Origin of the sequence: Clostridium putrefaciens (assembly GCF_900461105.1) — a bacterium.
GTDB classification, from domain to species: Bacteria; Bacillota; Clostridia; order Clostridiales; family Clostridiaceae; genus Clostridium_L; species Clostridium_L putrefaciens.
This window is the reverse complement of the sequence record NZ_UFWZ01000001.1, coordinates 1,683,231-1,705,256: the sequence shown is the minus strand read 5'-3', so window position 1 is coordinate 1,705,256 and position 22,026 is coordinate 1,683,231. Positions and strand designations below refer to the sequence as shown.

Here is a 22,026-nt window from a genome sequence, read left to right as displayed (position 1 = left end):
TACTTCTTTAAAAAAGAAATATTCCTCTTTTTGTGTATAAAAACCCGTTGTTTGACAATAATTACAAGTAAGTTATGCAGTATTTAGGTTTAGAATATATAAGGGGGAATAGTATGTATGTTAAATCCTGAATTAAGCTCTAGTTTAGTAAATCTGATACCTAAGAATATAGCTTATGAGAATCTTATGGTGCCACTTAACATAGATGACAAGATTATTGATTTAGCAATAAGTGATGAAAATAATATATTTGCTATTAATTATGTGAAGTTTTTATATAAAAGGGAAGTTAGGATACATAAAATTAAAGAAGATATAATATTGCAAAAGCTATCTCTTTATTATGGTAATAATGTTAAGGACAATTCTATTGAAGAATTAATAAAAGATAATACGGAAAAAGGAGAGAAGATATTCTGGGAAGAGAAATCTCCTGCATCTAGGTTAGTACAGGAGATAATAAATGAAGCCATAAATGCTAATGCTAGTGATATTCATATTGAACCTAAAGAAAATGAAGTAACTATAAGGTTTAGGAAGGATGGTATTTTGTTTCAATATATAAAACTTCCAAAGGCGGTGTTATCTAGTTTAGTTATAAGGATAAAGCTTTTATCTAATATGAACATTGCTGAAAAGAGGATACCACAAGATGGTAAAATATCCTTTACTAAAGAAGACACGGGATATGATGTAAGGGTTTCTTCTATTCCAACTATAAATGGTGAAAAGTTGGTTCTTAGGATTTTATATAAGGAGTCATCATTTAAATCATTAGATAATCTAGGATTTAAAAAGGAACAGTTAAGATGTATAAGAGCTATGTTAGATTCTCAGTATGGAATGATACTTGTAACAGGACCTACTGGCAGTGGTAAAAGTACTACTTTATATGGAATGATAAATGATTTTAATAAAGAAAATTTAAATATAACTACTATAGAAGACCCCGTAGAATATAGTATAAAAGGTATTAATCAAATAAATGTTGATATTAAAGGAGGAATGCACTTTTCTTCAGGGCTTAGAAGCATTTTACGCCAAGATCCAGATATTATAATGATTGGTGAAATAAGAGATGAAGAGACAGCACAGATAGCATCTAGGGCGGCTATAACAGGACACAAGGTTTTATCTACACTTCACACCAATGATTGCATAGGAGCACTTTACAGGTTGTCTGAAATGGGAATAAAGCGATATATCATGATGGATGCAGTATTGGGTGTAGTATCACAAAGTCTTGTAAGGACGTTATGTTGTCATTGTAAACAAAAAGCTAAAGAAAAAAGTTATAAAGGTCTAAATTTAAATATTAAAGACGACGAATGGTTTTATGAAGCTAAGGGATGTAAAATTTGCATGAATACAGGTTATTTAGGACGTGTTTTAGTTAGTGAAATACTTTATTTAGATGAAGACAAGAAAATAAGTCTACAAAATTGCAAGGATATAAGAGATTTTAGAAAAGAATTAAATATAAAAGAAGAAGATACCCTATTGTTTCAGTATAAACAGTTATTATTGCAAGGTGTAATAGATTATAAGCAGGTTGTACCAATTATAACTAAACAAAGGATGATGAAAGATGGATAGGTACTATTATATTGCTTATAACTTAAAAGGAAGACGCAAAATGGGTATATTCAAGGGAAGAGATGATGCAATGTGGTTATCATTAAAAACTGAGGGATATTATATATCAAGATGCCATAAAGCTCTTAATTTAAAGCAAATCATTCAAAGATCTTCATATAAAGATTTAGAGATTTTATGCCTTAACTTAAACCTTATGATAGGTTCTGGTATTAGCTTACTTAATTCTTTAAACATAATACAAGAAGGTATACAAAATGTATCTGTTAGAAATAGTATTTTAGAAATATGCAAGTCTTTAAAAGATGGTAAAAGTTTAAGTCAAAGTTTTTTAAATTATCCTAAGATCTACCCAAGGATGTTTATACAAATGATAAAAGTAGGTGAAGATAGCGGAAGATTAGAAGAGAGCTTCAAGATACTAGGTGACTATTACAAAAAACAACAAAAGTTAAAAAGTAAATTAGTAAGTGCACTATCATATCCAATAGTACTTATGATTACTATTATTACAATGTTTTTCTTTATAACAATTAAAGTAATTCCAAACTTTATGAATTTATTAGAAGATACTGTGCAAGAGCTGCCATTGTATACAAAGATAACTTTAAGGATTAGTAGCTTTATTTCAGATAAGTGGTATTTAATAGTGATAGTACTTGTCTTAAATGTACTAATAATATTATTTAATTATAAAAGAAGTTATATAAGTAATTTTTTGATTTCAAGAATTAAAACTATTAAAGAGTTCTATAATATTAAGTTTATCATGAGTTTAAAGATTCTTATAGCATCAGGAAATACAATTATAAACAGTATAGAAAAATGTGCAAATATGTTTGAGGAGAATGACTACAAAAAAGACCTAACTTTAATAGTGGCAGATATAAAAAAAGGAAGAAGTTTATATAAAGCATTTAAAAGATCTGGATTATTTAACAACATTTCTTTAGCTATTTTAAAGGTAGGAGAGGAAAGTGGTAACTTAGAAGAAAGCTTAAATCATATAGAAGAAATAATGTTAGTTAACTACGAAAAGAAAATAGAAAAGAATCTAAATATCATTCAACCAGCCTCCTTGATTATTATAGGGGCTATGATCTTAATCCTTATAATAACCCTAGTATTACCAATGATTAATGGACTAACATCCATATCTTAAAGCAGGTGACATATGAAAAGAGTATTTAATAAAGGTTATTCAAAAAACAAAGGATTTACTCTAATTGAAATATTAATAACTTTGAGTCTTATAGGCATAACTGCCTATGTAACATTTATACCTATAAAGCTTGTAAAGAACAATATATTTAATGCTGAACTTAAACATTGTAAGACTTCTATATTTTCATTAGTGTCATTTTCTAGTGAATATTGCAAAAGTAATCAAAAAAAAGGATATATACAATTAGAAAAAAAACTAAATAAAATAAGTTTTGTAGTGGATAATAAAGTTGCTAAATTTATTCTAATACCAAAAGAATATAAATTAACAGATGGTGATGTTGATGGTATGTTTTTTGTTAACGAAGACGGAGCAGTGCCATCAGGAACTATAAAGATTATAGATTCTAAAAATAAGGAACACTCAATTACAATACAGGTAGGTAATTTTTATGCAGAAATTAAATAATGATAAAAGTAAAGGGAACATTCTTGTTGAAACATTAATTGCATTTTCTATATTGATTTTGATCATTAATACATTTTTTATGTGCAGAAGTTATTATATTAAAGAAAGATTTAACCAGGAGAAATCTATGAAAGAAACATTATTCTTAGAAGCTTTAAAAAACGAAATATATTATAATCAAAGTTTTGAAAAGTGGGAACTAACATCTAATAAAGAATACTACATTGGGAATGAATATATTGAGATGGATGTTATAAAATATAAAAGTCTATTAGAAATCATGAGAGAAGAAAATCAAATTAAAAAACCATATATTAAGATAAATACCATTAAGAAAGAGGAGATATTAGAGATAAGTATTGTTTTTGTAAAAGAATCCAATAGTAACACAATAAAATTATATAAAGGAAATTACTGATATATGAATAAAGGTAAGAAAAAGGGGTTTACTATTTTAGAGTTTATTATTTCTTTTGCAATATCTATGACTATAGCATCAATTCTTTTTATATTAATATTAATGTGTATTAAAGATAACCAAAAAGATAACAAAGATTATGTTAATTGTATTTATTTAAAGCAGGCTGTAGATATAATAGAGAGGGAGTTAGATAAAGGTAGGTATACAGTACAAATTAAGAATAACTCTATAATATTAAAAGAAATTAAAAAGGATAATCCAATAGAAAAAGAAATAACTAAAACCAAAGAAAATAGAGTGGTATCTATTATTAAAATAAATAATAGTGTTCAAACATCTAATAATATTATTAAAAATGTAAAGGAATTTTATGTAGAACAAAAGGGTGATTTAATCTTTATTAAGATAGTTTTAATGGAAGGAGAAATTATAGAAAGATGCTTACCTATTATAAAAATATAAAGAAATCTAAAAAAGGTAATATACTTTTAGGAACATTAATTACTATGATTATGGTATTTACAATTAGCAGCTTCACTTTAAGTATCTTAAAAAAACGGATAGATACTAATAGTTTAATAAATAAAGCTGTTTTTAGAGAAAATAACAGAACAAAGGAAGTCCTTTTAACAAAATTGAGTTTTCAATTGCAAAGTTATTTAGATAAATATATAAGTGAAAATAATGAAGAGGAGATAAGTGAAGCACAACTTTTAAAAAGTGTTAGTCCTAGTATAACTTATGAAAACTGTAGTATAAAATACAATAGATTGACAGAATGTATGGACCTAGATATTAAAGAGCCTAGTGTTATAAACTACAATAAAAACTATAAATGTAGGATAAATGAGAATAAAGTTAAGATTATACGGTGTAAACAGGAGGATCAAAAGTGAATTTAAATAATATTTACATGATTATGGGAAGAGAAATTTATACTTATGATAAGAAGAAAAAGTGCTATGAAAAGTTTCAATATGATGATATAGATTTTATATATTTTAAAAATAAAAAACTAAATATTATTTTAGAAGGAGAAGAAATATATAATCTAAGATTAGATTTACCTAGGATGAACAATAGATCATTAAAAAATAATATAGAGAGAGAAGTAAATCTTTTATTTAAAAAAGACGATATCCTTTTTGATTATGAAGTTATAAAATCTAGTAATAAAACTTTAGTCACAAGTGTTAAGTGCATAAATACAGATAAGTATGAAATTATTGATAGATATTTTTCAAGTTGCAAGGCATTAAAAGTTATACCAATTCAAGAAGCTTTAATAATATATATAAAAAATAAGACCAAGGTGAAAGAGGGTATCGTAATGGCTTTAGTAAAAGAAAATCTATATTCTATAATTTTAAAGTATGGCAACATAGTTTTTTGTAGTATTAATAAAGAAAAAGATAAAAAAGATATTAATGAGCTATGTGAAGAATCTTTTAAAATTATTACTAAGTCATTAGAACATTTAAGTTTATCTATAGATAATAATATATATTTAATAAACTTAAGTTTAGATAAAAAGTACATTATGAATTACAAAATTAAAAATTTTAACATAAAAATTGAGGAACTATTTTATGTTAATTAAATATAAAAATCAATATAGGTATCTTCCATCTAGCTATATAGATATCAAAGAAAAAGAAAAATCAATGTCTTACAATAATTATATAATCCTTCTTTTAGCTATTATGATATTAATAGGTATTCTAATAATGGATTACAATAAAGTAGTAAGTTCTAATGAACAAGTCGAAATAGTTTACGAAGATTCTAATAAGGGTACTGTAAATTCAAAAAGTATACATGATATTTTAGATAACTTATTTGAGTTTGAAGGAAATATGTTTAATATTGATAGTATTTTAATTACTAAAGACAATGTAAGTTCAAAAATAACCTTTTATAATAATAAAGATATAGATAAATTTATAAATTACTATAATAAAAATAAATATGTAAAGGTGAAGAGCATGGAATATGTAAAAGATTTAGAAGATAAATACAGTTTCAATGTTAAACTGTCTTATTTAAGGTGATTGTATGAAAAATAATATTAAAAAGATAATTATAATAATATTAATAACTATATCTTTAGGTGAAATATTTTATTTATTAAATAAATACTCACTAGGAAATTCTAATACTGAGGTAGTAAATGAAGAAGCGTTGCCCGTGTTCAATGAAATAGATGAAAATACCATATCGAATATATTAATTTTTCATGAAGAACTAGGTTTTGAAATTGAAAAAATAGAATATAGCAAAGATAATATAAATATATTTGTAAATTTTACATCTGATACAAATAAATTTTTAAATTATTTATTAGAACTAGAAAAAAGATATGTTAATATTGAAGAGGTGAGTATTCTATCTAAGGAGGATGATTTTGTAAAAGGGTATCTAATTATTAAACTATAAGAGGAAATTTAAGGAGAAAGTCAAATGAACAAATTAATATTTGTAGGTATGCCTGGTGCTGGAAAGACTACTATAGGAGAGGCAATTAGTAAGAAAAAAGAATGGCAGTTTATAGATACTGATAAATATATAGAGTCTAAGGAAAAAAATCATATTACTAATATATTTAAAGAAAAAGGAGAATTATATTTTAGAGACCTAGAAAAAGGTATATTAAAAGAGTTTGAAGATAAATCTAATATTATAATATCCACAGGCGGAGGATTACCAATATATAATAATAATATAGAAAAATTAAATTCATTAGGATTAACAATCTTTTTAGATACACCAATTGATGAATTAGTAGAAAGAATTAAAAAGGATAATAAACGACCACTGATTTCTAAAGACAATATAAAATCGGAATTACAGGTCTTATGTAAAGATAGAATTCATATATACAAAAAAGCAACTATAATAATAGATTGTGAAAGTAAAAATAAATATGATATAATAAATGAGGTTATAAATAAAATTAAACTATTTGAGATGAATTTATCATAATATATAAACTTAAGGGTAAAATATTAATGTGGATTATATATTATTTTCAAATAATAGTCATGCTAAAGGTTGATTTTTTTCGAAAATTAGTTTAAAATCTAATAGGTTTAATAGGTGAGGTAAATGAAGATATTTGTTGTTAATGGACCAAATCTTAATAGGCTAGGTAAGAGAGAAGTGAACATTTATGGTGATTTAAGCTTAGATGAAATAAATAAAAAGATAACTAATTATTTTAAGAATCAAGCTGAAATTTACTTTTTTCAAAGCAATGATGAAGGGGAAATTATAAGTGTCATAGGAGAAGCTGACGAAAAATATGATGCTATAGTAATAAACCCAGCAGCATATTCTCATTACAGCATTGCTATATTAGATGCATTAAAGGGAATAAGCATACCTTCAATAGAAGTCCACCTTAGCAATATTTATAAAAGGGAAGACTTTAGGAAAATAAGTGTTACTGCAAATGCAGCAATAGGTGTAATAAGTGGACTTGGATGGAAGGGTTATATTTTAGCCATAGAATTTTTATTAAACGAGTATAAAGACATACATAAAAACAATATATTTGCCTGAAAAGGTTGTAATATAAATTAATCTAAAAGATTTTTGGAGGGATACTTAATGATATCAGCAGGAGACTTAAGAAAAGGTAATACTTTTGAATTAGATGGACAAGTATTTACAGTAATAGACTTTTTACACGTTAAGCCAGGTAAGGGAGCAGCTTTTGTAAGAACAAAGCTTAGAAATGTAATATCAGGGGGAGTTACTGATACAACTTTTAACCCAACTTTAAAATTACAAGAAGCTGTAATTGAAAGAAAAGAAATGCAATATTTATATTCTGATGGAGAATTATATTATTTCATGGATCAAGAAACTTTTGAGCAAATTCCATTAAACTTAGAAATTGTTGAAACAGCTATAAAATATTTAAAAGAGAATATGTTTGCTATAATAAAGTTTTATAAGGATGAAGCATTCTCTGTTGAGGCTCCTAACTTTGTTGAGCTAGCAATAACTCACACAGAGCCATCAGTAAAAGGAAATACTGCAACTAATACATTAAAGCCAGCTACAGTTGAAACTGGTGCTGTAATTAACGTTCCACTTTTTGTAAATGAGGGAGACGTAATCAGAATAGACACTAGAAATGGTGACTACATGGAAAGAGTTTAAAACATAGTATTAAACCTTTTATTTTAGAAAGGGATGTGTATCTATGAGCGATATTATAAAAGATATAAAGAGTATTAAAAGTGAACTAGAATCATCTAAATCACTAGAGGGAAAATTAGATAAGGCTCTTGAAGTTATTTTGGATTTAGTGGAAAAGGTTACTAGCATGGAAAAAGACATGGTAGAACTAACTGAATATGCGGAATATATTGAAAGAAGACTAGATTTTATGGATTCACCATTAGAAGATTATGAAGATGTTATAGGACCTTTAGAGTATGAGCATGAGGAAGAAGATTATGTTGAGAGTTCTTGTCCGTTTTGTGGCGAGGTACTGTTTATAGAAGAACAACTATTCAAAAGTGACTCTAAGATAAAATGTCCGAATTGCAATAAGACTATGAGACTAGAAGAAAAATATTTAGAACCAACAAAAAGCGAAGATTAAAATAAATATTTTTACATATAGTCTAACAAATTAAATAGTAAATTAGAAAAACCTAAGATTAATCTTAGGTTTTTTTTTATTTTTGTAATAATTATCAGTATATATAAATAAAAATTAAGTATACAAGGAGGTGAATAACCTTAATAAAAAAAATAGAAAGAGGAATGTTATGAATACAAATGAGATTATAAACATTTTACCTAAAGAGATTATATTAAAACTAGAAGAAATTAAAGATTTTAATTGCATTCAAGAAATTAGATTAAGAACAAACAGACCACTTATAATCCAAATAAATCAAGATGAAATAATAAAACCATACTTAGTTACTAAAAATGATATAAAAACTATACTTCAAAGAATAAGCAATTATTCTTTATACGCTTTTGAAGAAGAGATAAGGCAAGGATATATAACAATAAAGGGTGGTCATAGAGTTGGAATAGCAGGGGACTGTGTTCAAGAAAAAGAAGGAATTAAAACAATAAGAACTATTTCTTCTTTAAATATAAGGATATGTAAAGAAGTGAGGGGATGTGGGTTAAATATACTACCTTATGTAATAGAAAGAGGTAAGATACTTAACACTATAATTATTTCACCACCAAAGTGTGGCAAAACTACTATATTAAGAGATATTACAAGAAGTATATCAGATGGTGATATAAATAAAGGACTAAAAGGTAAAAAGGTAGTTATAATTGATGAGCGAAGTGAAATTGCAGCTTGCTTTGAAGGCGTTCCACAGTTAAATGTGGGCATTAGAACGGATGTTTATGACAATTGCATGAAAAGTTATGGAATAATAATGGCAATTAGATCAATGGGTCCTGAAGTAATAATTTCTGACGAAATTGGATCTTTAAAAGATATGGAAAGTATCCTACTTGCAATGAATTCAGGTGTTAATATTATTACTACTATTCATGGAAGTGGTATTGAAGATATGAAAAAGAGATCAGTATTCAAAGATATATTAGAAGAAGAAGTTTTTAGAAGAGCTGTTGTATTAAGTAATAGAAATGGAGTTGGAACCATAGACTATATATATGACTTTAAAGATAAAAAAGTGATTTATGGAGAAAAAAACTATGGTTAAATATTTGGGGTTTCTTATGATAATTATTTCTTGTTCCTTGGCGGGATTCGTGTATGCAGAGTCCCTCAGAAAAAGGGTTTTGGAACTAAAAGAATTAGAAAGAGCATTAAATCATCTTCAAAACGAAATTTTTTATACACATACACCACTTCCAGAAGCGATTTTAAGTATATCTAAAAAAGGAAAATATGGATTTAAAGATTTATTTAAAGATGTAGCAACTGACTTAAAAGAAAACAAAGTTAAAGACGTCTATGAGAGTTTTCAAAATAATTTAGAAAAACATAAGAAATCCTTAAATATTAATGAAGAAGACAGAAATATAATTTTAGACCTAGCCAAGGGGATTGGAGAGTCTGACATTGAGTCCCATATGAGTATATTTTCAATTACATTAAAAAACCTCCAAGATCAAATTGAAATTGCTTTAGAAAAAAGTAAAAAGGATATGAAAGTATATAGGTATCTTGGTATCTCCATAGGTCTAATGACAGTTATTTTCTTAATATAAAGGAGGAAAGGACATGCTAGACATAAGTTTGTTATTTAAAATAGGAAGTGCCGGTATAGTGCTAGTAATATTAGATAAGGTTCTTACAACTAGTGGAAAAGAAGATATAGCTACTATTGCTAATATAGCAGGGGTAGTGATAATACTTTTGATGGTAATAAATCTTATAAGTAAGTTATTTGATTCTGTAAAAACCATGTTTCAATTTTAGGTGGTTTTATGGAAATAATAAAAATAACCTCTTTCGCCTTTGTAGCATTATTTTTACTTATTATATTTAAGGATGAAAGGGAAGATATATCAATATTTATTACTCTAATCACTAGTGTTATAATTATTTTCTTTTTGCTAAGTAAAATCAATTTTATATTTCAATTCCTTCAGTCTATAGCCCTAAAGGCCAACATAGACGCAGTTTATCTAAGTACAGTTATGAAAATACTAGGAATAGCCTATGTAGCATCATTTTGTTCTGAAATATGCAAGGATGCAGGTGCTAATAGCATAGCTTCAAAGGTAGAACTTTCAGGTAAAATTCTTATTTTATTTTTGGCTATACCAATTTTGATGGCGGTTCTAGATGCCATACTAAAGATTATGTAGGTGTATATATGAAAAAATTAATAATAATGGTTTTATTTATAATAATGATGAGTTTCACCGCAACCAAGGCAGAAACACAAATTAAAAAGATTGATATTAATGGGAAGGGAGGAATAGAAGATTTAGAAGATAAAAATATTGATGTTATGGATGAGAAAGGCTTAGAAAATCTATATGAATATATGAAAAATATTAAGTTAGATCATGAAGTTTCTAATGATTTAGATATTAAAAGTTATATATCAAATTATGTTAAGACAGGAAAAGGAAACCTTAATTATAAGGAGGTGTTAAAAGGGCTTCTTAGTTATACATTTAAAGAAGTAGTTAGTTCATCAAAGTTTCTAGTTATGGTGATAGTCATTGCATTAATAACTGCATTATTAAAAAATATTCAAGATGCTTTTACCAATGATAATATAACAAACATTGCCTACTTTGCATGCTATTCAATATTAATAATGATATTATCAAAAAGCTTTTTAATATCAGTAAATTTAGCTAAGGGCACTATAAAGGAATTAACAGACTTTATGGCAGCACTTATACCTGTTTTAATGTTACTGTTAACAAGTGTTGGAGGGGTTGCGCAGGTTGCAACTATAGATCCTATAACATTAATTGCTATAAATGTTATACCAAGATTTTATGTGGATTTTATAATCCCATTTATACTTATGGGGTTTGTACTACAGTTTGTAAATAGCTTATCTGAAGATTACAAGATAACTAAGTTAGCTAAGCTTTCAAATCAAATTGTATTATGGGTGCAAGGTATAATTATGACCATATTTATAGGCATAATAACTATAAGAGGAGCCACATCAAGTACATTAGATGCTGTAACTGCAAAAACAGCTAAATTTGCAGTTGATAATTTTGTGCCTATAGTTGGAAAAGCTTTATCAGATGCAGTAGCAACTGTTGCTGGATATTCCTTATTATTAAAAAATGCTGTAAGTGTTTTGGGACTTGTAATTATAGTATTTATTATAATTACTCCTATAATTAAGTTATTTATAATGGCTATGTTATATAAGATAACAGCTGCATTTATAGAACCTATAAGCGATAAAAGAATAGTTGAGTGCGTTAGCTCTATAGGTGATTCTATAATACTTATAATGTCTTGTGTTATTTGTATTTCAGTAATGTTTTTTATAATGATAGCTATAATAGCATCAAGTGGCAAAGCTATTATAGGAGTTTAGGGGTGGTTATATGGACATGCTAAAAACCTGGATTATAAACATATGTAGTACAGTTTTATTTATAACAGCTGTAGAACTTATCTTACCAAATAACACTATAAAGAAATATGCAAAGTTTGTTTTAGGATTAATATTAATGACTGTGGTTATAAATCCCATATTTAAAGTTGCAGATAGAAATAAAGAAAGTTTAACATGGAACATAGAAAAAAGCGAAAATTATTTAGTGGATTTTGAAAAAAATAAAAAAGAATATAAGAATAAAAATATGGACGCTACCATGGAAAATTTCAAAAAGAATTTACAAAATAAAATAATAGAAAGCTTACTAACCAAATACCCAGAAGATAAATTTGAAGTTGGAGTATTTTTAGAAAATAATGAAGAAAAGTTTTCTATTAAAGGTCTAGAAGTAAAAGTTTACGATAAAAATGTAAACAAAGTTAAAAAGGTAGAACTTGGTACGAAAGATGAAAAGTCTAAATCCTCTTTAGATACAGCTAAAGATAAGGAAATCAAAAGTTACTTAAGCTCCATTCTAAACATAGAGGAAAAAAACATTAAAATAATAAGATAAATAAAGAATGGTATTACGCAAAATTACAAGCGTACATGCATTTTTATAGGGCAAAAATACTATAGGAAAATTTTAAGACGGAGGGGATAAAATGTGGACCTAAAAAAGATAGTGGAGAGACTAAGCAAAAAGGGAAGAAAGAATACTATGTTTAACATTTTAATAATATTGCTTATAGGTTTATTTATAGTGATAGTCTCCGATTTATTTAAAAGTACATCAACTAAAACTAGTACAAAACAAAAGGAAGATAAAAATATAAATATAAGCGAAAAAATTTCATCTTATGAAGATGAACAAAAAAGTCAACTGAAATATATATTAAGCAAAATAGACGGTGTTGGTGGGGTTGATGTGATGATGTACTTTGAAAGTGGAGAGGAGCATGTTCCAGCTTTAGATAAAAATAATTCTACAAGCAATACAAAAGAAAAGGATACCGTTGGAGGTAGTAGAGATATAGAACAAAATAATGATGGTACGAAAGTTGTTATGAGTAGTAAAGGTAATGACAATGAGCCTCTTATAATCAAAACATATAAGCCAAAGGTTAGTGGAATAATAATAGTTGCAGAAGGTGCAGAGGAAAAAAAGATACAATATGACATAACTAAAGCAGTGTCCAACTTTTATAACATTCCTGAAAATAAAGTAAATGTATATTCAATGAAAAAATAGCATATAATTCAATAGAAAAAGGATAGGGGGAATATAAATGAATAAAAAACAAGCAGGTATAATATTAGCTCTATTGGCATTAATAGTTTGTGCAGGAGTATTGGGTGCTAAGGTTAATGGAAATGTTGACGAATTGGCAATTGGTAACTTAGACAAAGGTAAAAACACATTGAGTCTAGGCAAAGAAAAGAAAGAAAAAGAAGTAGCAGAGTCAGATTATTTTTATGAATCAAGAACCATTAGAGACCAACGAACTTCAGAAACAGTACAAACCCTAAAGACACTTATGTCTGAAAAAGATATATCTAAAGAGGAAAAAGATAGTATTTCTAAGAAACATACAGACCTTGCATTAAATCAAGACAATGAAAACAGAATAGAAATTGCACTTAAGGGTAAAGGTTTTGAAGATGTGCTATGTTTAATAGAAGGTGACAAGGCAAGAATAATAGTTAAGACTAAAGAGGAATTAACAGAAAAACAAAGAAAACAAATACAAGAAGTGGTTATGAGTGTATCTAAAATAAAGAATGTAGAGATAGATACTAAACAATAGTAATTGTAAAACATATTATTGTTTGATATAATATACCTAAGATTAATAGATTGCTATGCAAAAGTAGGAGGTTAATTTATATGGACGATATAAAAAGAGATGATGTGAACCTTGGTATAGTAAAAATATCAGATGAAGTGGTTAGTATAATTGCAGGTATTGCAGCTACAGAAATAAAGGGAACTACTGATATGAGTCATACAGTAACAGGTGGCATTACTGAACTTTTTACAGGAAAGAAAAATAATTCAAAAGGCGTAAAAGTCAACGTAGAAGAAGATAGTGCTTCTATTGATATAATTTTGAATGTAGATTACGGTGTTAAAATACAAGATGTAGCAGGTGAAGTACAACAAAACGTAAAAAAAGCTGTTGAAACTATGACAGGTCTTACTGTATCATCAGTTAACGTATATATTCAAAATATAATATTGCCAAAAGAAGTAGCTACTGAAGATTTTACAGAGTAGAAATAAAACACCTTATTTATTAAATAAGGTGTTTTATTTATTTATTATTAATAATAATTTAAAATATTAATTTTTTTGTGTTTAAAGAAGTATAACAAAGTATAAATAGGCATAAAAAAGCTCTTGAAAGTTCAAGAGTTTTTTTTATAATTTATATGTAATTGTATAGATATCAATTTTGATATATAATATTTAATGATTAATAATAATTAATACTTAACTTTGGATAAATTCTATTATTAAATTTAGGAGGATATAATGAACAGAAAGAGATCAAGAGAAACAGCATTAGAGCTAACATTTCAAATGATGATAAATAAAGAAAGCTCAGAGGAAACCATGGAAAACTTTATTGAAAATACTGACTATGATATAAGTGAATTAGACCTTGATTATATAAAATTAATATTAAAAGGTATAGATTCAAATAAAGAGAAATTAGATACGGAAATTGAGAAGTACATGGTGAACTGGAAAATTCAAAGAATATCAAGAATAGATCATGCAATCTTAAGAATAGGGTGTTATGAAATACTTTTATTAGAAGATGTACCTTATAAAGTTGCAATTAATGAAGCTTTAGAACTTACTAGAAAATATTCTGATGAAAAGTCAATATCATTTATAAATGGTATACTTGATAATATAAACAAAAACAAATAAATAAATTAGTAAGGGGAGAGAAGATTATGGGAAATATCATCAATGGGAAAGAAATTGCTAAGTGTTTAAAAAATGACATAAGAAAATTTGCAGAAGATAAAAAGAATCAAGGAAGTAGAGTTCCATGTCTTGCTACAATAACAGTGGGTCAAGATGGAGGATCTATTTACTATGTAAATAGTCAAATTAAATTATGTAAAGATTTAGGACTTGAACCAAAACATTTTTCATTAGATGAAAGCATAACTGAAGAAGAATTAATAAATCTTATTGAAAAGTTAAATAATGATAAATCAATAGATGGAATAATGCTTCAATTACCTTTGCCAAAACATATACACGAGAAGGAAGTCTCTTCTAAAATAAATCACAAAAAAGATATCGATGGATTAACGGACATTAACTTAGGTAGATTTTATAAAGGTGAGAAGGCATTTGTTCCATGTACTGCGAATAGTGCCTTAGAACTTATAAAAAACACTGGTGTAAAGATACAAGGTAAAAGGGTAGTTGTTTTAGGTAGAAGCAATATAGTAGGTAAACCTTCAGCACAATTATTATTAAATGAAAATGCTACAGTTACTATTTGTCACTCAAAAACAGAAAACTTAAAAGAAGTATGTAAAGAAGCAGATATCTTAGTGGTAGCTATAGGAAGACCACAGTCTGTAGGGAAAGACTATATAAAAGAAGGTGCTGTAGTTATAGATGTTGGAACCTCATCTGTAAATGGTAAAATTACAGGGGATGTTATATTTGATGAAGTTTTAGAAATAGCATCTTTTGTAAGCCCAGTACCAGGTGGCGTTGGTTCTATGACTACTACCCTATTAATGAATAATTTATGTGAGGCGTTTAAGGAAAATGTATATTAAAACACTAACTGTAACCTTAGTAAATAGTTACGTTAAAAAGATGATAGACAATGACATTATATTAAATAACTTAAAAATAAAAGGTGAAGTATCTAATTTTAAAAAACATTCTAGTGGACATTTGTATTTTTCATTAAAAGATGATTCATCAAAGATTAATTGCGTGATGTTTAAAGACTATGCAAGTTTATTAGATATAAATATGGAAGATGGTTTAATGGTTGAAATAAAGGGCAAAATAAAGGTATATCAAAAAGAAGGAAGCTACCAACTTTATTGTGAAGAAATAAAAAAACAAGGAGTAGGTGAATTATATCTTGCATTCCTAAAGCTTAAAGAAACCTTAGAAAAAGAAGGGCTTTTTAAATTACAACATAAAAAGCCTCTTCCCCTTTACCCTAAAAAGATAGGTGTAATAACATCACCTACAGGTGCGGCTATAAAAGACGTTATAAATGTAGCTAAAAGGAGAAATCCTTATATAGATATAATAATTTATCCAGCATTAGTTCAAGGTAGTGGATCTAGTAATAACGTAATTGAAGGAATTGAATATTTAGAAAAGGATAAGAAGGTAGAAGTAATTATAATTGCTAGGGGTGGAGGAAGTATAGAAGAGTTATGGTCCTTTAACGATGAGGCCTTGGCTAGGAGAATCTATGAGTCTAAAACACCAATTGTTACAGGAGTTGGACATGAAACGGATTATACTATAGTAGACTTTGTAAGTGATTTAAGAGCTCCAACACCATCAGCAGCAGCAGAAATTGTATTTAAAAGTCATTCTGAAATAAAAAAGGATATAGATAATAATTATAATAAACTGCAAAAGAGTATGGAAGATAACATATTCAAAAAAAAGAATGAAATAAACTTATTTAAAAACACTATAGAATTTAATAGCCCAATAACTTATATATTAAATGAACATAAAAAGATCAAAGTCATCAATGATAGACTTAATATTAGTATCAAAAAAAAGGTTAGTGAAGAAAAAAATAAATTAGGATATATGATGGAATTATTAAATTCGAGAAACCCCTTAAATATACTAAATAAAGGATATACTTTAGTCAAAGATGAAAGCGGCAATATAGTAAAAGATAGTAAAAGTTTAAGTGGAGAGCAACAAGTTGAGATTAAATTTAGAGATGGCAGCTTAAAAGCTAAAATAGAATATAAGTAATACTAGAATTATATATAAAGAATTATTGGTTTAATACGTAAGGGGGCTATTTTATGGCTAAAAAAGACGATACTTATGAAAATTTAATTAGTAAATTAGAGATTATAGTAGAAGAAATGGAAAGTGAAGAATTAACTTTAGAAAAGTCTATGAAAAATTATGAAGATGGCGTAAAGATATGTAACAAACTATATTCTTTAATCAATGAAATAGAAGGAAAGATAACAATATTAAAAAAAGATGGATTAGAGGAGTTTAAACAGTAAAATGAGAAGTTATAATTATATGAAAGAAGATATTGAATCCTGGATGGAACTATATTTTAAAGATAAACATGGGTATAACAATAAAATATATGAGTCTATGTATTATAGCATTAAAAATGGGGGTAAAAGAATTAGACCTATTCTTAATCTATTAATTTATAAATTATATAAAGAGGACTATAAGGAGATACTTCCTTTAGCATCATCAATAGAGATGATACATACATATTCTTTAATACATGATGATTTACCTTGTATGGACAATGATGACTTAAGAAGAGGTAAACCTACAAATCATAAAGTATTTGGAGATGCTATAGCGGTTCTTGCAGGAGATGCATTGCTTAATGAGGCAATGAGTATATTGTTTTCTTTATCATTAACTATGGGATCTGAAATTTTAGAAGCTAGCTACTACATTTCAAAAAGTTCAGGAGCAGAAGGTATGGTTGCAGGACAGATTGTAGATATTTTAAGTGAAGGAAAAAATATAAGTAATGAAGAACTAAAATATATGCATGATAAAAAAACCGGAGCTTTAATTAAAGCCTCAGTAATGTCAGCCGCTATAGCAGCAAAAGCACCTAAGGAGCATTTAATTATATTAGAAGAATATGCCCAAAACCTAGGTTTGGCATTTCAAATAAAAGACGATATATTAGATGTAATTGGTGATGAAAAACTATTAGGTAAATCATTAAATAAAGATAAAGAAAATAAAAAGTCTACATTTATAACCAATTATGGCCTTGAAAAGTGTGAAATTTTATGTGATGATATAACCCATAAATGTATTAAAAGTCTAAAAGATTTAGATTTAGATACTAAAGATCTAGAAGAGCTTACTATAGAGCTTTTAAACAGAAAGTCTTAGTATGGGATTATGTTTGAAGGAGTATTTATACATAAAGATAACTACTTAATACGGAGGATAGAGCCTTCAAACATATATAAAACAAAAAAAGGATATGATTAATATGGTTAATATGTTAGATAAGTACGGTAATTATAAAGATATAAAAAAAATGACAGTAGAAGAGTTAGAGCATTTAGCAAAGGATATTAGAACATTTCTAATAGAAAAGGTTTCTAAAACAGGAGGGCATTTAGCTTCTAATTTAGGCGTTGTAGAGCTTACATTAAGTTTATTTAATGCATTTGATGTGGATAGGGATAAGATTGTTTTTGATGTAGGACACCAATCTTATATATATAAGATATTAACGGGCAGAAAAGATGACTTTGATAGTTTAAGACAACTTGGGGGAATAAGTGGATTTCCTAAAAGAAATGAAAGCATATATGACTGTTTTGATACGGGACATAGTAGTACATCTATATCAGCTGCACTTGGAATGGCGAGAGCTAGAGATCTTAAGAATAAGAAAAATAATATAATAGCAGTGATAGGTGATGGAGCTTTAACAGGTGGCATGGCCTTAGAAGCACTTAATGATGTGGGTTACAGTAAAACTAATTTAATTATTATATTAAATGATAATCAAATGTCTATAGATAAAAATGTGGGTGGAATGTCCACATATTTAAGTAAGTTAAGGGTGGATCCAAGGTATAATAAATTAAAAGATGATTTTAATTCTACTATGGAAAAAACTTCAGTAGGAAAAGGTATAGTGTACTCTATAGATAAATTTAAAGGTAGTATAAAGCATATGGTTGTACCTGAAATGCTCTTTGAAGATATGGGTATAAAATATTTAGGACCAATAGATGGTCATGATATTAAAGCAATGAGCAAGGTTATGGACCTTGCAAAAAACATACAAGGGCCTGTGTTAATTCACGCTATCACAAAAAAGGGTAAGGGATACAGCTTTGCTGAAGACAATCCAAATAAATTTCACGGTATAGGTCCTTTTAGCTTGGAAAGTGGAGAACTTTATTCCTCAAGTAAAAATAACTATTCAAAAGTTTTCGGAGATGAATTATTAAAAATAGCAAAAGAAGATGAAAATGTTGTAGCAATTACAGCTGCTATGCCTGATGGTACAGGTTTGAAAGATTTTGCAAAAACTTATCCTACAAGATTTTTTGATGTTGGAATCGCAGAACAACATGCAGTAACTCTTGCAGCGGGAATGGCAACATCAGGTATTAAACCAGTATTCGCTGTATATTCAACCTTCTTACAAAGGGCTTTTGATCAAATACTGCATGATGTATGTATACAAAACCTTCCTGTAGTATTTGCTATAGATAGAGCAGGTATAGTTGGAGAAGATGGGGAGACCCATCAAGGAGTATTTGATATATCTTACCTTTCATGTATGCCTAACATGACGATATTAGCGCCAAAATCCATGGAAGAATTAAGACCAATGCTCAGATGGGCATTAAATCAAGATTCACCTGTTTCAATAAGATACCCTAGAGGTGGAGATATGGAAGGTATAAACCTGGAGCCTTTAACATTAGATAAAATTAAAAAAGGAAGATGGGAAAGGTTAAGGTTAGGTGAGGATGTTGTTATAATAGCCACAGGTAAAATGGTTCAGATGGCAGAAAAGGCAGCAATAATTCTTGAAAAACACAATGTAAATGTAACAATTATAAATGCATGTTTCATAAAACCTATAGATAAAAACATGATAAAAGACCTAGTAGATAAAAATAAGATAATAATTACCCTAGAAGACAATGTAATATCTGGAGGCATGGGATCTGAAGTTTTAAACTATGTAAATACACTAGAAAGTTTTATTAAATTTAAGAGCTTAGGTTTTATTGATGAATTTATAAATCAAGGAGATATAAACTCCTTATATAAAAAATATAATTTAGATCAAGAAGGTATAGTTAATTCAGTAATAGAAATGCTATAATAATAATAAATAAATAAATAAATAAATAAATAAATAAATAAATAAATAAATAAAGCAATTAAGGAGAAATAATGTCGGTTATAAAGGAACGAATAGATATTTTAGTAGTTGATAAAGGAATATTTGAGTCTAGAGAAAAGGCCAGAGCAAGTATTATGGCAGGTAAAATATTCGTAAATGGAATAAGGATAGATAAATGTGGGGAAAAGATTAAGGTAGATTCTAATATTGAGTTTAAAGGTGAAAAGCTTCCATATGTAAGTCGAGGAGGTCTAAAACTTGAAAAGGCAATAAAAGATTTCGGCTTTAATTTAAAGGATAAGGTATGCTTAGATATTGGAGCCTCAACAGGAGGATTCACGGATTGTATGCTTCAAAATGGAGCATCAAAAGTATTTTCTATAGATGTAGGGTATGGACAGTTCGCCTGGAAGTTAAGAGTAGACCCTAGGGTTACTTGCATGGAAAGGACTAATGTAAGGTATGTAAAGCCAGAACATATAGGGGAGCCTTGTGATTTTGCAAGTATAGATGTATCGTTTATATCACTTAGAACTGTTATACCACCTATATTAGATCTTCTACAAGATAAGGGTGAGGTTGTAGCTTTAATTAAGCCACAATTTGAAGCAGGTAGAGAAAAGGTAGGAAAAAAAGGTGTAGTTAGAGATGCTGAAGTACATAAAGAGGTTATTACAAATATAGTAAATTTTTTAGTTAATAATAATCTAACTATAATAAACTTAGATTACTCTCCAATAAAAGGACCAGAGGGTAATATTGAATATTTAGTTTATTTTTGCAAAGATGAAAGAAATACAGGTTTTAATAAAGAACAAATTGATTTAATAGTGAATAAATCTCATAGCAATTTATAACTTAAAAAGGGAGCTGTAGATTTGAGCAGAATTAAGAGCATAGGTATAAATGTAAATACCTCTAAGGATAAAGATGAAAAAATACTAAGCGATATAATAAAGATTATAGAGAATAAATTAGGACATATAGATATAAAGATATATAAAGATTCAAAAGGACTCGGTGGAAATGAAGACCCTAATATAGAAATGTTAATATCCTTAGGTGGAGATGGAACTATGTTAAGTAGTGCTAGAGAAGTATCACAATTTAATGTTCCTATACTAGGAGTAAATATTGGAACCTTAGGATTTTTAACAGCAGTGGAGATGCTAGAATTTGAACAGGCCATAGATGTTATTTCAAAAAACAACTATTCTATAGAAAAAAGGCTAATGCTTAATTGTGTTGTAAACCAAAATCATAAGGAAGAACTAAGAGCATTAAATGATATTGTAATATCTAAGGCTGTTCTTTCAAGGATAGTTATATATGATATAGAAATAAATGATGTTTTTTATTCTTCATTTAAAGGTGATGGTATTATAATTTCAACACCAACAGGATCCACTGCTTACTCATTATCTGCAGGAGGTCCTATAATATATCCTACATTAGATTTAATAAGTATAACCCCTATATGCCCTCACACACAAGGAATAAGGACTATGATATTTAAATCTTCAGATAAAATTAAAATTACTGTAAGAATGGACAATGAAGAAATTTATCTTACATCTGATGGGCAAAATTCTCTAAGGCTTTTAGATGATGCAAGTGTAGTTATATCTGGTGACCAAAACAAATGTCATATAGTTAGGCTCGATGGATATGATTATTTTGATATACTTAGAAAAAAGATAATGTGGAGAACTGAAGAGGTTGTAGGTGATAGATGGTGAAATCTAAAAGGCACTCAAAAATATTAGAAATTATATCTTTAAAAGATATCGAAACCCAAGAAGAATTAGCAGAAGAATTAAAAGAGAGCGGATTTAATGTAACTCAAGCAACTATATCTAGAGATATTAAAATGTTAAAGCTAACAAAGGTTTTATCCTCTGAAGGTAGATATAAGTATGTTGTAATTTCTACAGATCAAAACCAAATATCAGATAAACTTGCAAGTGTTTTAACTAATACCGTTTTATCTATAGAAAGCATAGATAAAATGGTAGTTATAAAGACACTTTCAGGATCTGCCTCAGCCGCAGCAGAAGCTATAGATAATTTACAACTTACAGAAATTGCAGGAACTATAGCAGGTGATAATACCATATTAATTTTAGTAAGATCTTTAGAAAGAGCTGAAGAATTGGTAAGAAAAATAAGAAAGCTTATATAAAAACAAAAATTATTAAATAG

At 27.7% G+C, this 22,026-nt stretch carries 31 protein-coding genes; all 31 read left to right on the top strand.

Features of this window, described 5'->3' with window-relative positions; translation table 11 throughout:
- Positions 1-117: 117 nt before the first annotated feature.
- The 31 genes from DY168_RS07400 to DY168_RS07250 all read left to right on the top strand — a co-directional run bounded on the left by DY168_RS07400 (position 118) and on the right by DY168_RS07250 (position 22,006).
- On the top strand, positions 118-1,596 hold the full coding sequence (locus DY168_RS07400; protein ID WP_115641184.1) for a GspE/PulE family protein: 1,479 nt from the start codon (positions 118-120) through the stop codon (positions 1,594-1,596).
- Entirely contained in the window at positions 1,589-2,758 is a 1,170-nt protein-coding gene (locus tag DY168_RS07395; RefSeq protein WP_115641183.1) for a type II secretion system F family protein, read from the top strand. The genes DY168_RS07400 and DY168_RS07395 overlap by 8 nt, the downstream gene beginning before the upstream one ends.
- A gap of 12 nt (positions 2,759-2,770) precedes the next feature.
- On the top strand, positions 2,771-3,229 hold the full coding sequence (locus DY168_RS07390) for a type II secretion system protein (RefSeq protein WP_115641182.1): 459 nt from the start codon (positions 2,771-2,773) through the stop codon (positions 3,227-3,229).
- Positions 3,213-3,647 carry a hypothetical protein gene (locus DY168_RS07385; protein WP_115641181.1) on the top strand — a complete coding sequence of 145 codons (435 nt, stop codon included), beginning with the start codon at positions 3,213-3,215 and terminating at the stop codon, positions 3,645-3,647. Before DY168_RS07390 ends, DY168_RS07385 begins: the two co-directional genes overlap by 17 nt.
- Positions 3,648-3,650: 3 nt before the next feature.
- Entirely contained in the window at positions 3,651-4,112 is a 462-nt protein-coding gene (locus DY168_RS07380; RefSeq protein ID WP_115641180.1) for a hypothetical protein, read from the top strand.
- A complete protein-coding gene (locus tag DY168_RS07375) occupies positions 4,088-4,546 on the top strand; it encodes a hypothetical protein (protein ID WP_115641179.1) in 459 nt (152 codons plus the stop codon). The genes DY168_RS07380 and DY168_RS07375 overlap by 25 nt, the downstream gene beginning before the upstream one ends.
- Complete coding sequence (locus DY168_RS07370; protein ID WP_115641178.1) at positions 4,543-5,250, top strand: hypothetical protein; 708 nt, start codon at positions 4,543-4,545, stop codon at positions 5,248-5,250. The genes DY168_RS07375 and DY168_RS07370 overlap by 4 nt, the downstream gene beginning before the upstream one ends.
- A complete protein-coding gene (locus tag DY168_RS07365; protein ID WP_115641177.1) occupies positions 5,240-5,701 on the top strand; it encodes a hypothetical protein in 462 nt (153 codons plus the stop codon). The genes DY168_RS07370 and DY168_RS07365 overlap by 11 nt, the downstream gene beginning before the upstream one ends.
- Before the next feature lie 4 nt (positions 5,702-5,705).
- Positions 5,706-6,086, top strand: a complete 381-nt coding sequence (locus DY168_RS07360) for a hypothetical protein (RefSeq protein WP_115641176.1) — start codon at positions 5,706-5,708, stop codon at positions 6,084-6,086.
- A 24-nt stretch (positions 6,087-6,110) separates the two neighbouring features.
- Positions 6,111-6,632, top strand: a complete 522-nt coding sequence (locus DY168_RS07355; protein ID WP_115641175.1) for a shikimate kinase — start codon at positions 6,111-6,113, stop codon at positions 6,630-6,632.
- A 123-nt stretch (positions 6,633-6,755) separates the two neighbouring features.
- On the top strand, positions 6,756-7,211 hold the full coding sequence (gene aroQ / locus DY168_RS07350; RefSeq protein WP_115641174.1) for a type II 3-dehydroquinate dehydratase: 456 nt from the start codon (positions 6,756-6,758) through the stop codon (positions 7,209-7,211).
- Positions 7,212-7,259: 48 nt separating this feature from the next.
- Positions 7,260-7,817, top strand: a complete 558-nt coding sequence (gene efp, locus DY168_RS07345) for an elongation factor P (protein WP_115641173.1) — start codon at positions 7,260-7,262, stop codon at positions 7,815-7,817.
- Between the two features lie 43 nt (positions 7,818-7,860).
- Complete coding sequence (locus tag DY168_RS07340) at positions 7,861-8,265, top strand: hypothetical protein (RefSeq protein WP_115641172.1); 405 nt, start codon at positions 7,861-7,863, stop codon at positions 8,263-8,265.
- A 169-nt stretch (positions 8,266-8,434) separates the two neighbouring features.
- Positions 8,435-9,364 carry a stage III sporulation protein AA gene (gene spoIIIAA / locus DY168_RS07335; protein WP_115641171.1) on the top strand — a complete coding sequence of 310 codons (930 nt, stop codon included), beginning with the start codon at positions 8,435-8,437 and terminating at the stop codon, positions 9,362-9,364.
- Positions 9,357-9,875, top strand: a complete 519-nt coding sequence (gene spoIIIAB, locus DY168_RS07330) for a stage III sporulation protein SpoIIIAB (protein WP_172556296.1) — start codon at positions 9,357-9,359, stop codon at positions 9,873-9,875. The genes spoIIIAA and spoIIIAB overlap by 8 nt, the downstream gene beginning before the upstream one ends.
- 13 nt (positions 9,876-9,888) lie before the next feature.
- On the top strand, positions 9,889-10,086 hold the full coding sequence (gene spoIIIAC / locus DY168_RS07325) for a stage III sporulation protein AC (protein ID WP_104409089.1): 198 nt from the start codon (positions 9,889-9,891) through the stop codon (positions 10,084-10,086).
- 8 nt (positions 10,087-10,094) lie between these two features.
- Positions 10,095-10,478 carry a stage III sporulation protein AD gene (spoIIIAD, locus tag DY168_RS07320; RefSeq protein ID WP_115641169.1) on the top strand — a complete coding sequence of 128 codons (384 nt, stop codon included), beginning with the start codon at positions 10,095-10,097 and terminating at the stop codon, positions 10,476-10,478.
- A gap of 8 nt (positions 10,479-10,486) precedes the next feature.
- On the top strand, positions 10,487-11,689 hold the full coding sequence (spoIIIAE, locus tag DY168_RS07315; RefSeq protein ID WP_115641168.1) for a stage III sporulation protein AE: 1,203 nt from the start codon (positions 10,487-10,489) through the stop codon (positions 11,687-11,689).
- 10 nt (positions 11,690-11,699) lie between these two features.
- On the top strand, positions 11,700-12,266 hold the full coding sequence (gene spoIIIAF / locus DY168_RS07310; protein WP_115641167.1) for a stage III sporulation protein AF: 567 nt from the start codon (positions 11,700-11,702) through the stop codon (positions 12,264-12,266).
- Between the two features lie 93 nt (positions 12,267-12,359).
- Positions 12,360-12,944: a stage III sporulation protein AG gene (gene spoIIIAG, locus DY168_RS07305; RefSeq protein WP_242984081.1), complete on the top strand. Its 585-nt coding sequence runs from the start codon at positions 12,360-12,362 to the stop codon at positions 12,942-12,944.
- 37 nt (positions 12,945-12,981) lie between these two features.
- Complete coding sequence (locus tag DY168_RS07300) at positions 12,982-13,500, top strand: SpoIIIAH-like family protein (protein ID WP_115641166.1); 519 nt, start codon at positions 12,982-12,984, stop codon at positions 13,498-13,500.
- 80 nt (positions 13,501-13,580) lie between these two features.
- Entirely contained in the window at positions 13,581-13,970 is a 390-nt protein-coding gene (locus DY168_RS07295) for an Asp23/Gls24 family envelope stress response protein (RefSeq protein ID WP_115641165.1), read from the top strand.
- Between the two features lie 258 nt (positions 13,971-14,228).
- On the top strand, positions 14,229-14,633 hold the full coding sequence (gene nusB, locus DY168_RS07290) for a transcription antitermination factor NusB (RefSeq protein ID WP_115641164.1): 405 nt from the start codon (positions 14,229-14,231) through the stop codon (positions 14,631-14,633).
- A gap of 26 nt (positions 14,634-14,659) precedes the next feature.
- Positions 14,660-15,508, top strand: a complete 849-nt coding sequence (locus tag DY168_RS07285) for a bifunctional 5,10-methylenetetrahydrofolate dehydrogenase/5,10-methenyltetrahydrofolate cyclohydrolase (RefSeq protein ID WP_115641163.1) — start codon at positions 14,660-14,662, stop codon at positions 15,506-15,508.
- The gene (gene xseA, locus DY168_RS07280; RefSeq protein WP_115641162.1) at positions 15,498-16,694 is read left to right on the top strand and encodes an exodeoxyribonuclease VII large subunit; all 1,197 of its coding nucleotides are present in this window, start codon (positions 15,498-15,500) and stop codon (positions 16,692-16,694) included. Before DY168_RS07285 ends, xseA begins: the two co-directional genes overlap by 11 nt.
- A gap of 53 nt (positions 16,695-16,747) precedes the next feature.
- Complete coding sequence (locus DY168_RS07275) at positions 16,748-16,960, top strand: exodeoxyribonuclease VII small subunit (protein ID WP_115641161.1); 213 nt, start codon at positions 16,748-16,750, stop codon at positions 16,958-16,960.
- A gap of 1 nt (position 16,961) precedes the next feature.
- A complete protein-coding gene (locus tag DY168_RS07270; protein ID WP_115641160.1) occupies positions 16,962-17,834 on the top strand; it encodes a polyprenyl synthetase family protein in 873 nt (290 codons plus the stop codon).
- 103 nt (positions 17,835-17,937) lie between these two features.
- Positions 17,938-19,803 (top strand): 1-deoxy-D-xylulose-5-phosphate synthase, encoded by a 1,866-nt coding sequence (gene dxs / locus DY168_RS07265; protein ID WP_115641159.1) that lies wholly within the window; start codon positions 17,938-17,940, stop codon positions 19,801-19,803.
- Between the two features lie 71 nt (positions 19,804-19,874).
- Complete coding sequence (locus DY168_RS07260) at positions 19,875-20,681, top strand: TlyA family RNA methyltransferase (RefSeq protein ID WP_115641158.1); 807 nt, start codon at positions 19,875-19,877, stop codon at positions 20,679-20,681.
- Between the two features lie 21 nt (positions 20,682-20,702).
- Positions 20,703-21,563 (top strand): NAD(+)/NADH kinase, encoded by an 861-nt coding sequence (locus DY168_RS07255; RefSeq protein ID WP_242984080.1) that lies wholly within the window; start codon positions 20,703-20,705, stop codon positions 21,561-21,563.
- On the top strand, positions 21,560-22,006 hold the full coding sequence (locus DY168_RS07250; RefSeq protein ID WP_115641157.1) for an arginine repressor: 447 nt from the start codon (positions 21,560-21,562) through the stop codon (positions 22,004-22,006). The genes DY168_RS07255 and DY168_RS07250 overlap by 4 nt, the downstream gene beginning before the upstream one ends.
- Positions 22,007-22,026: the final 20 nt, after the last annotated feature.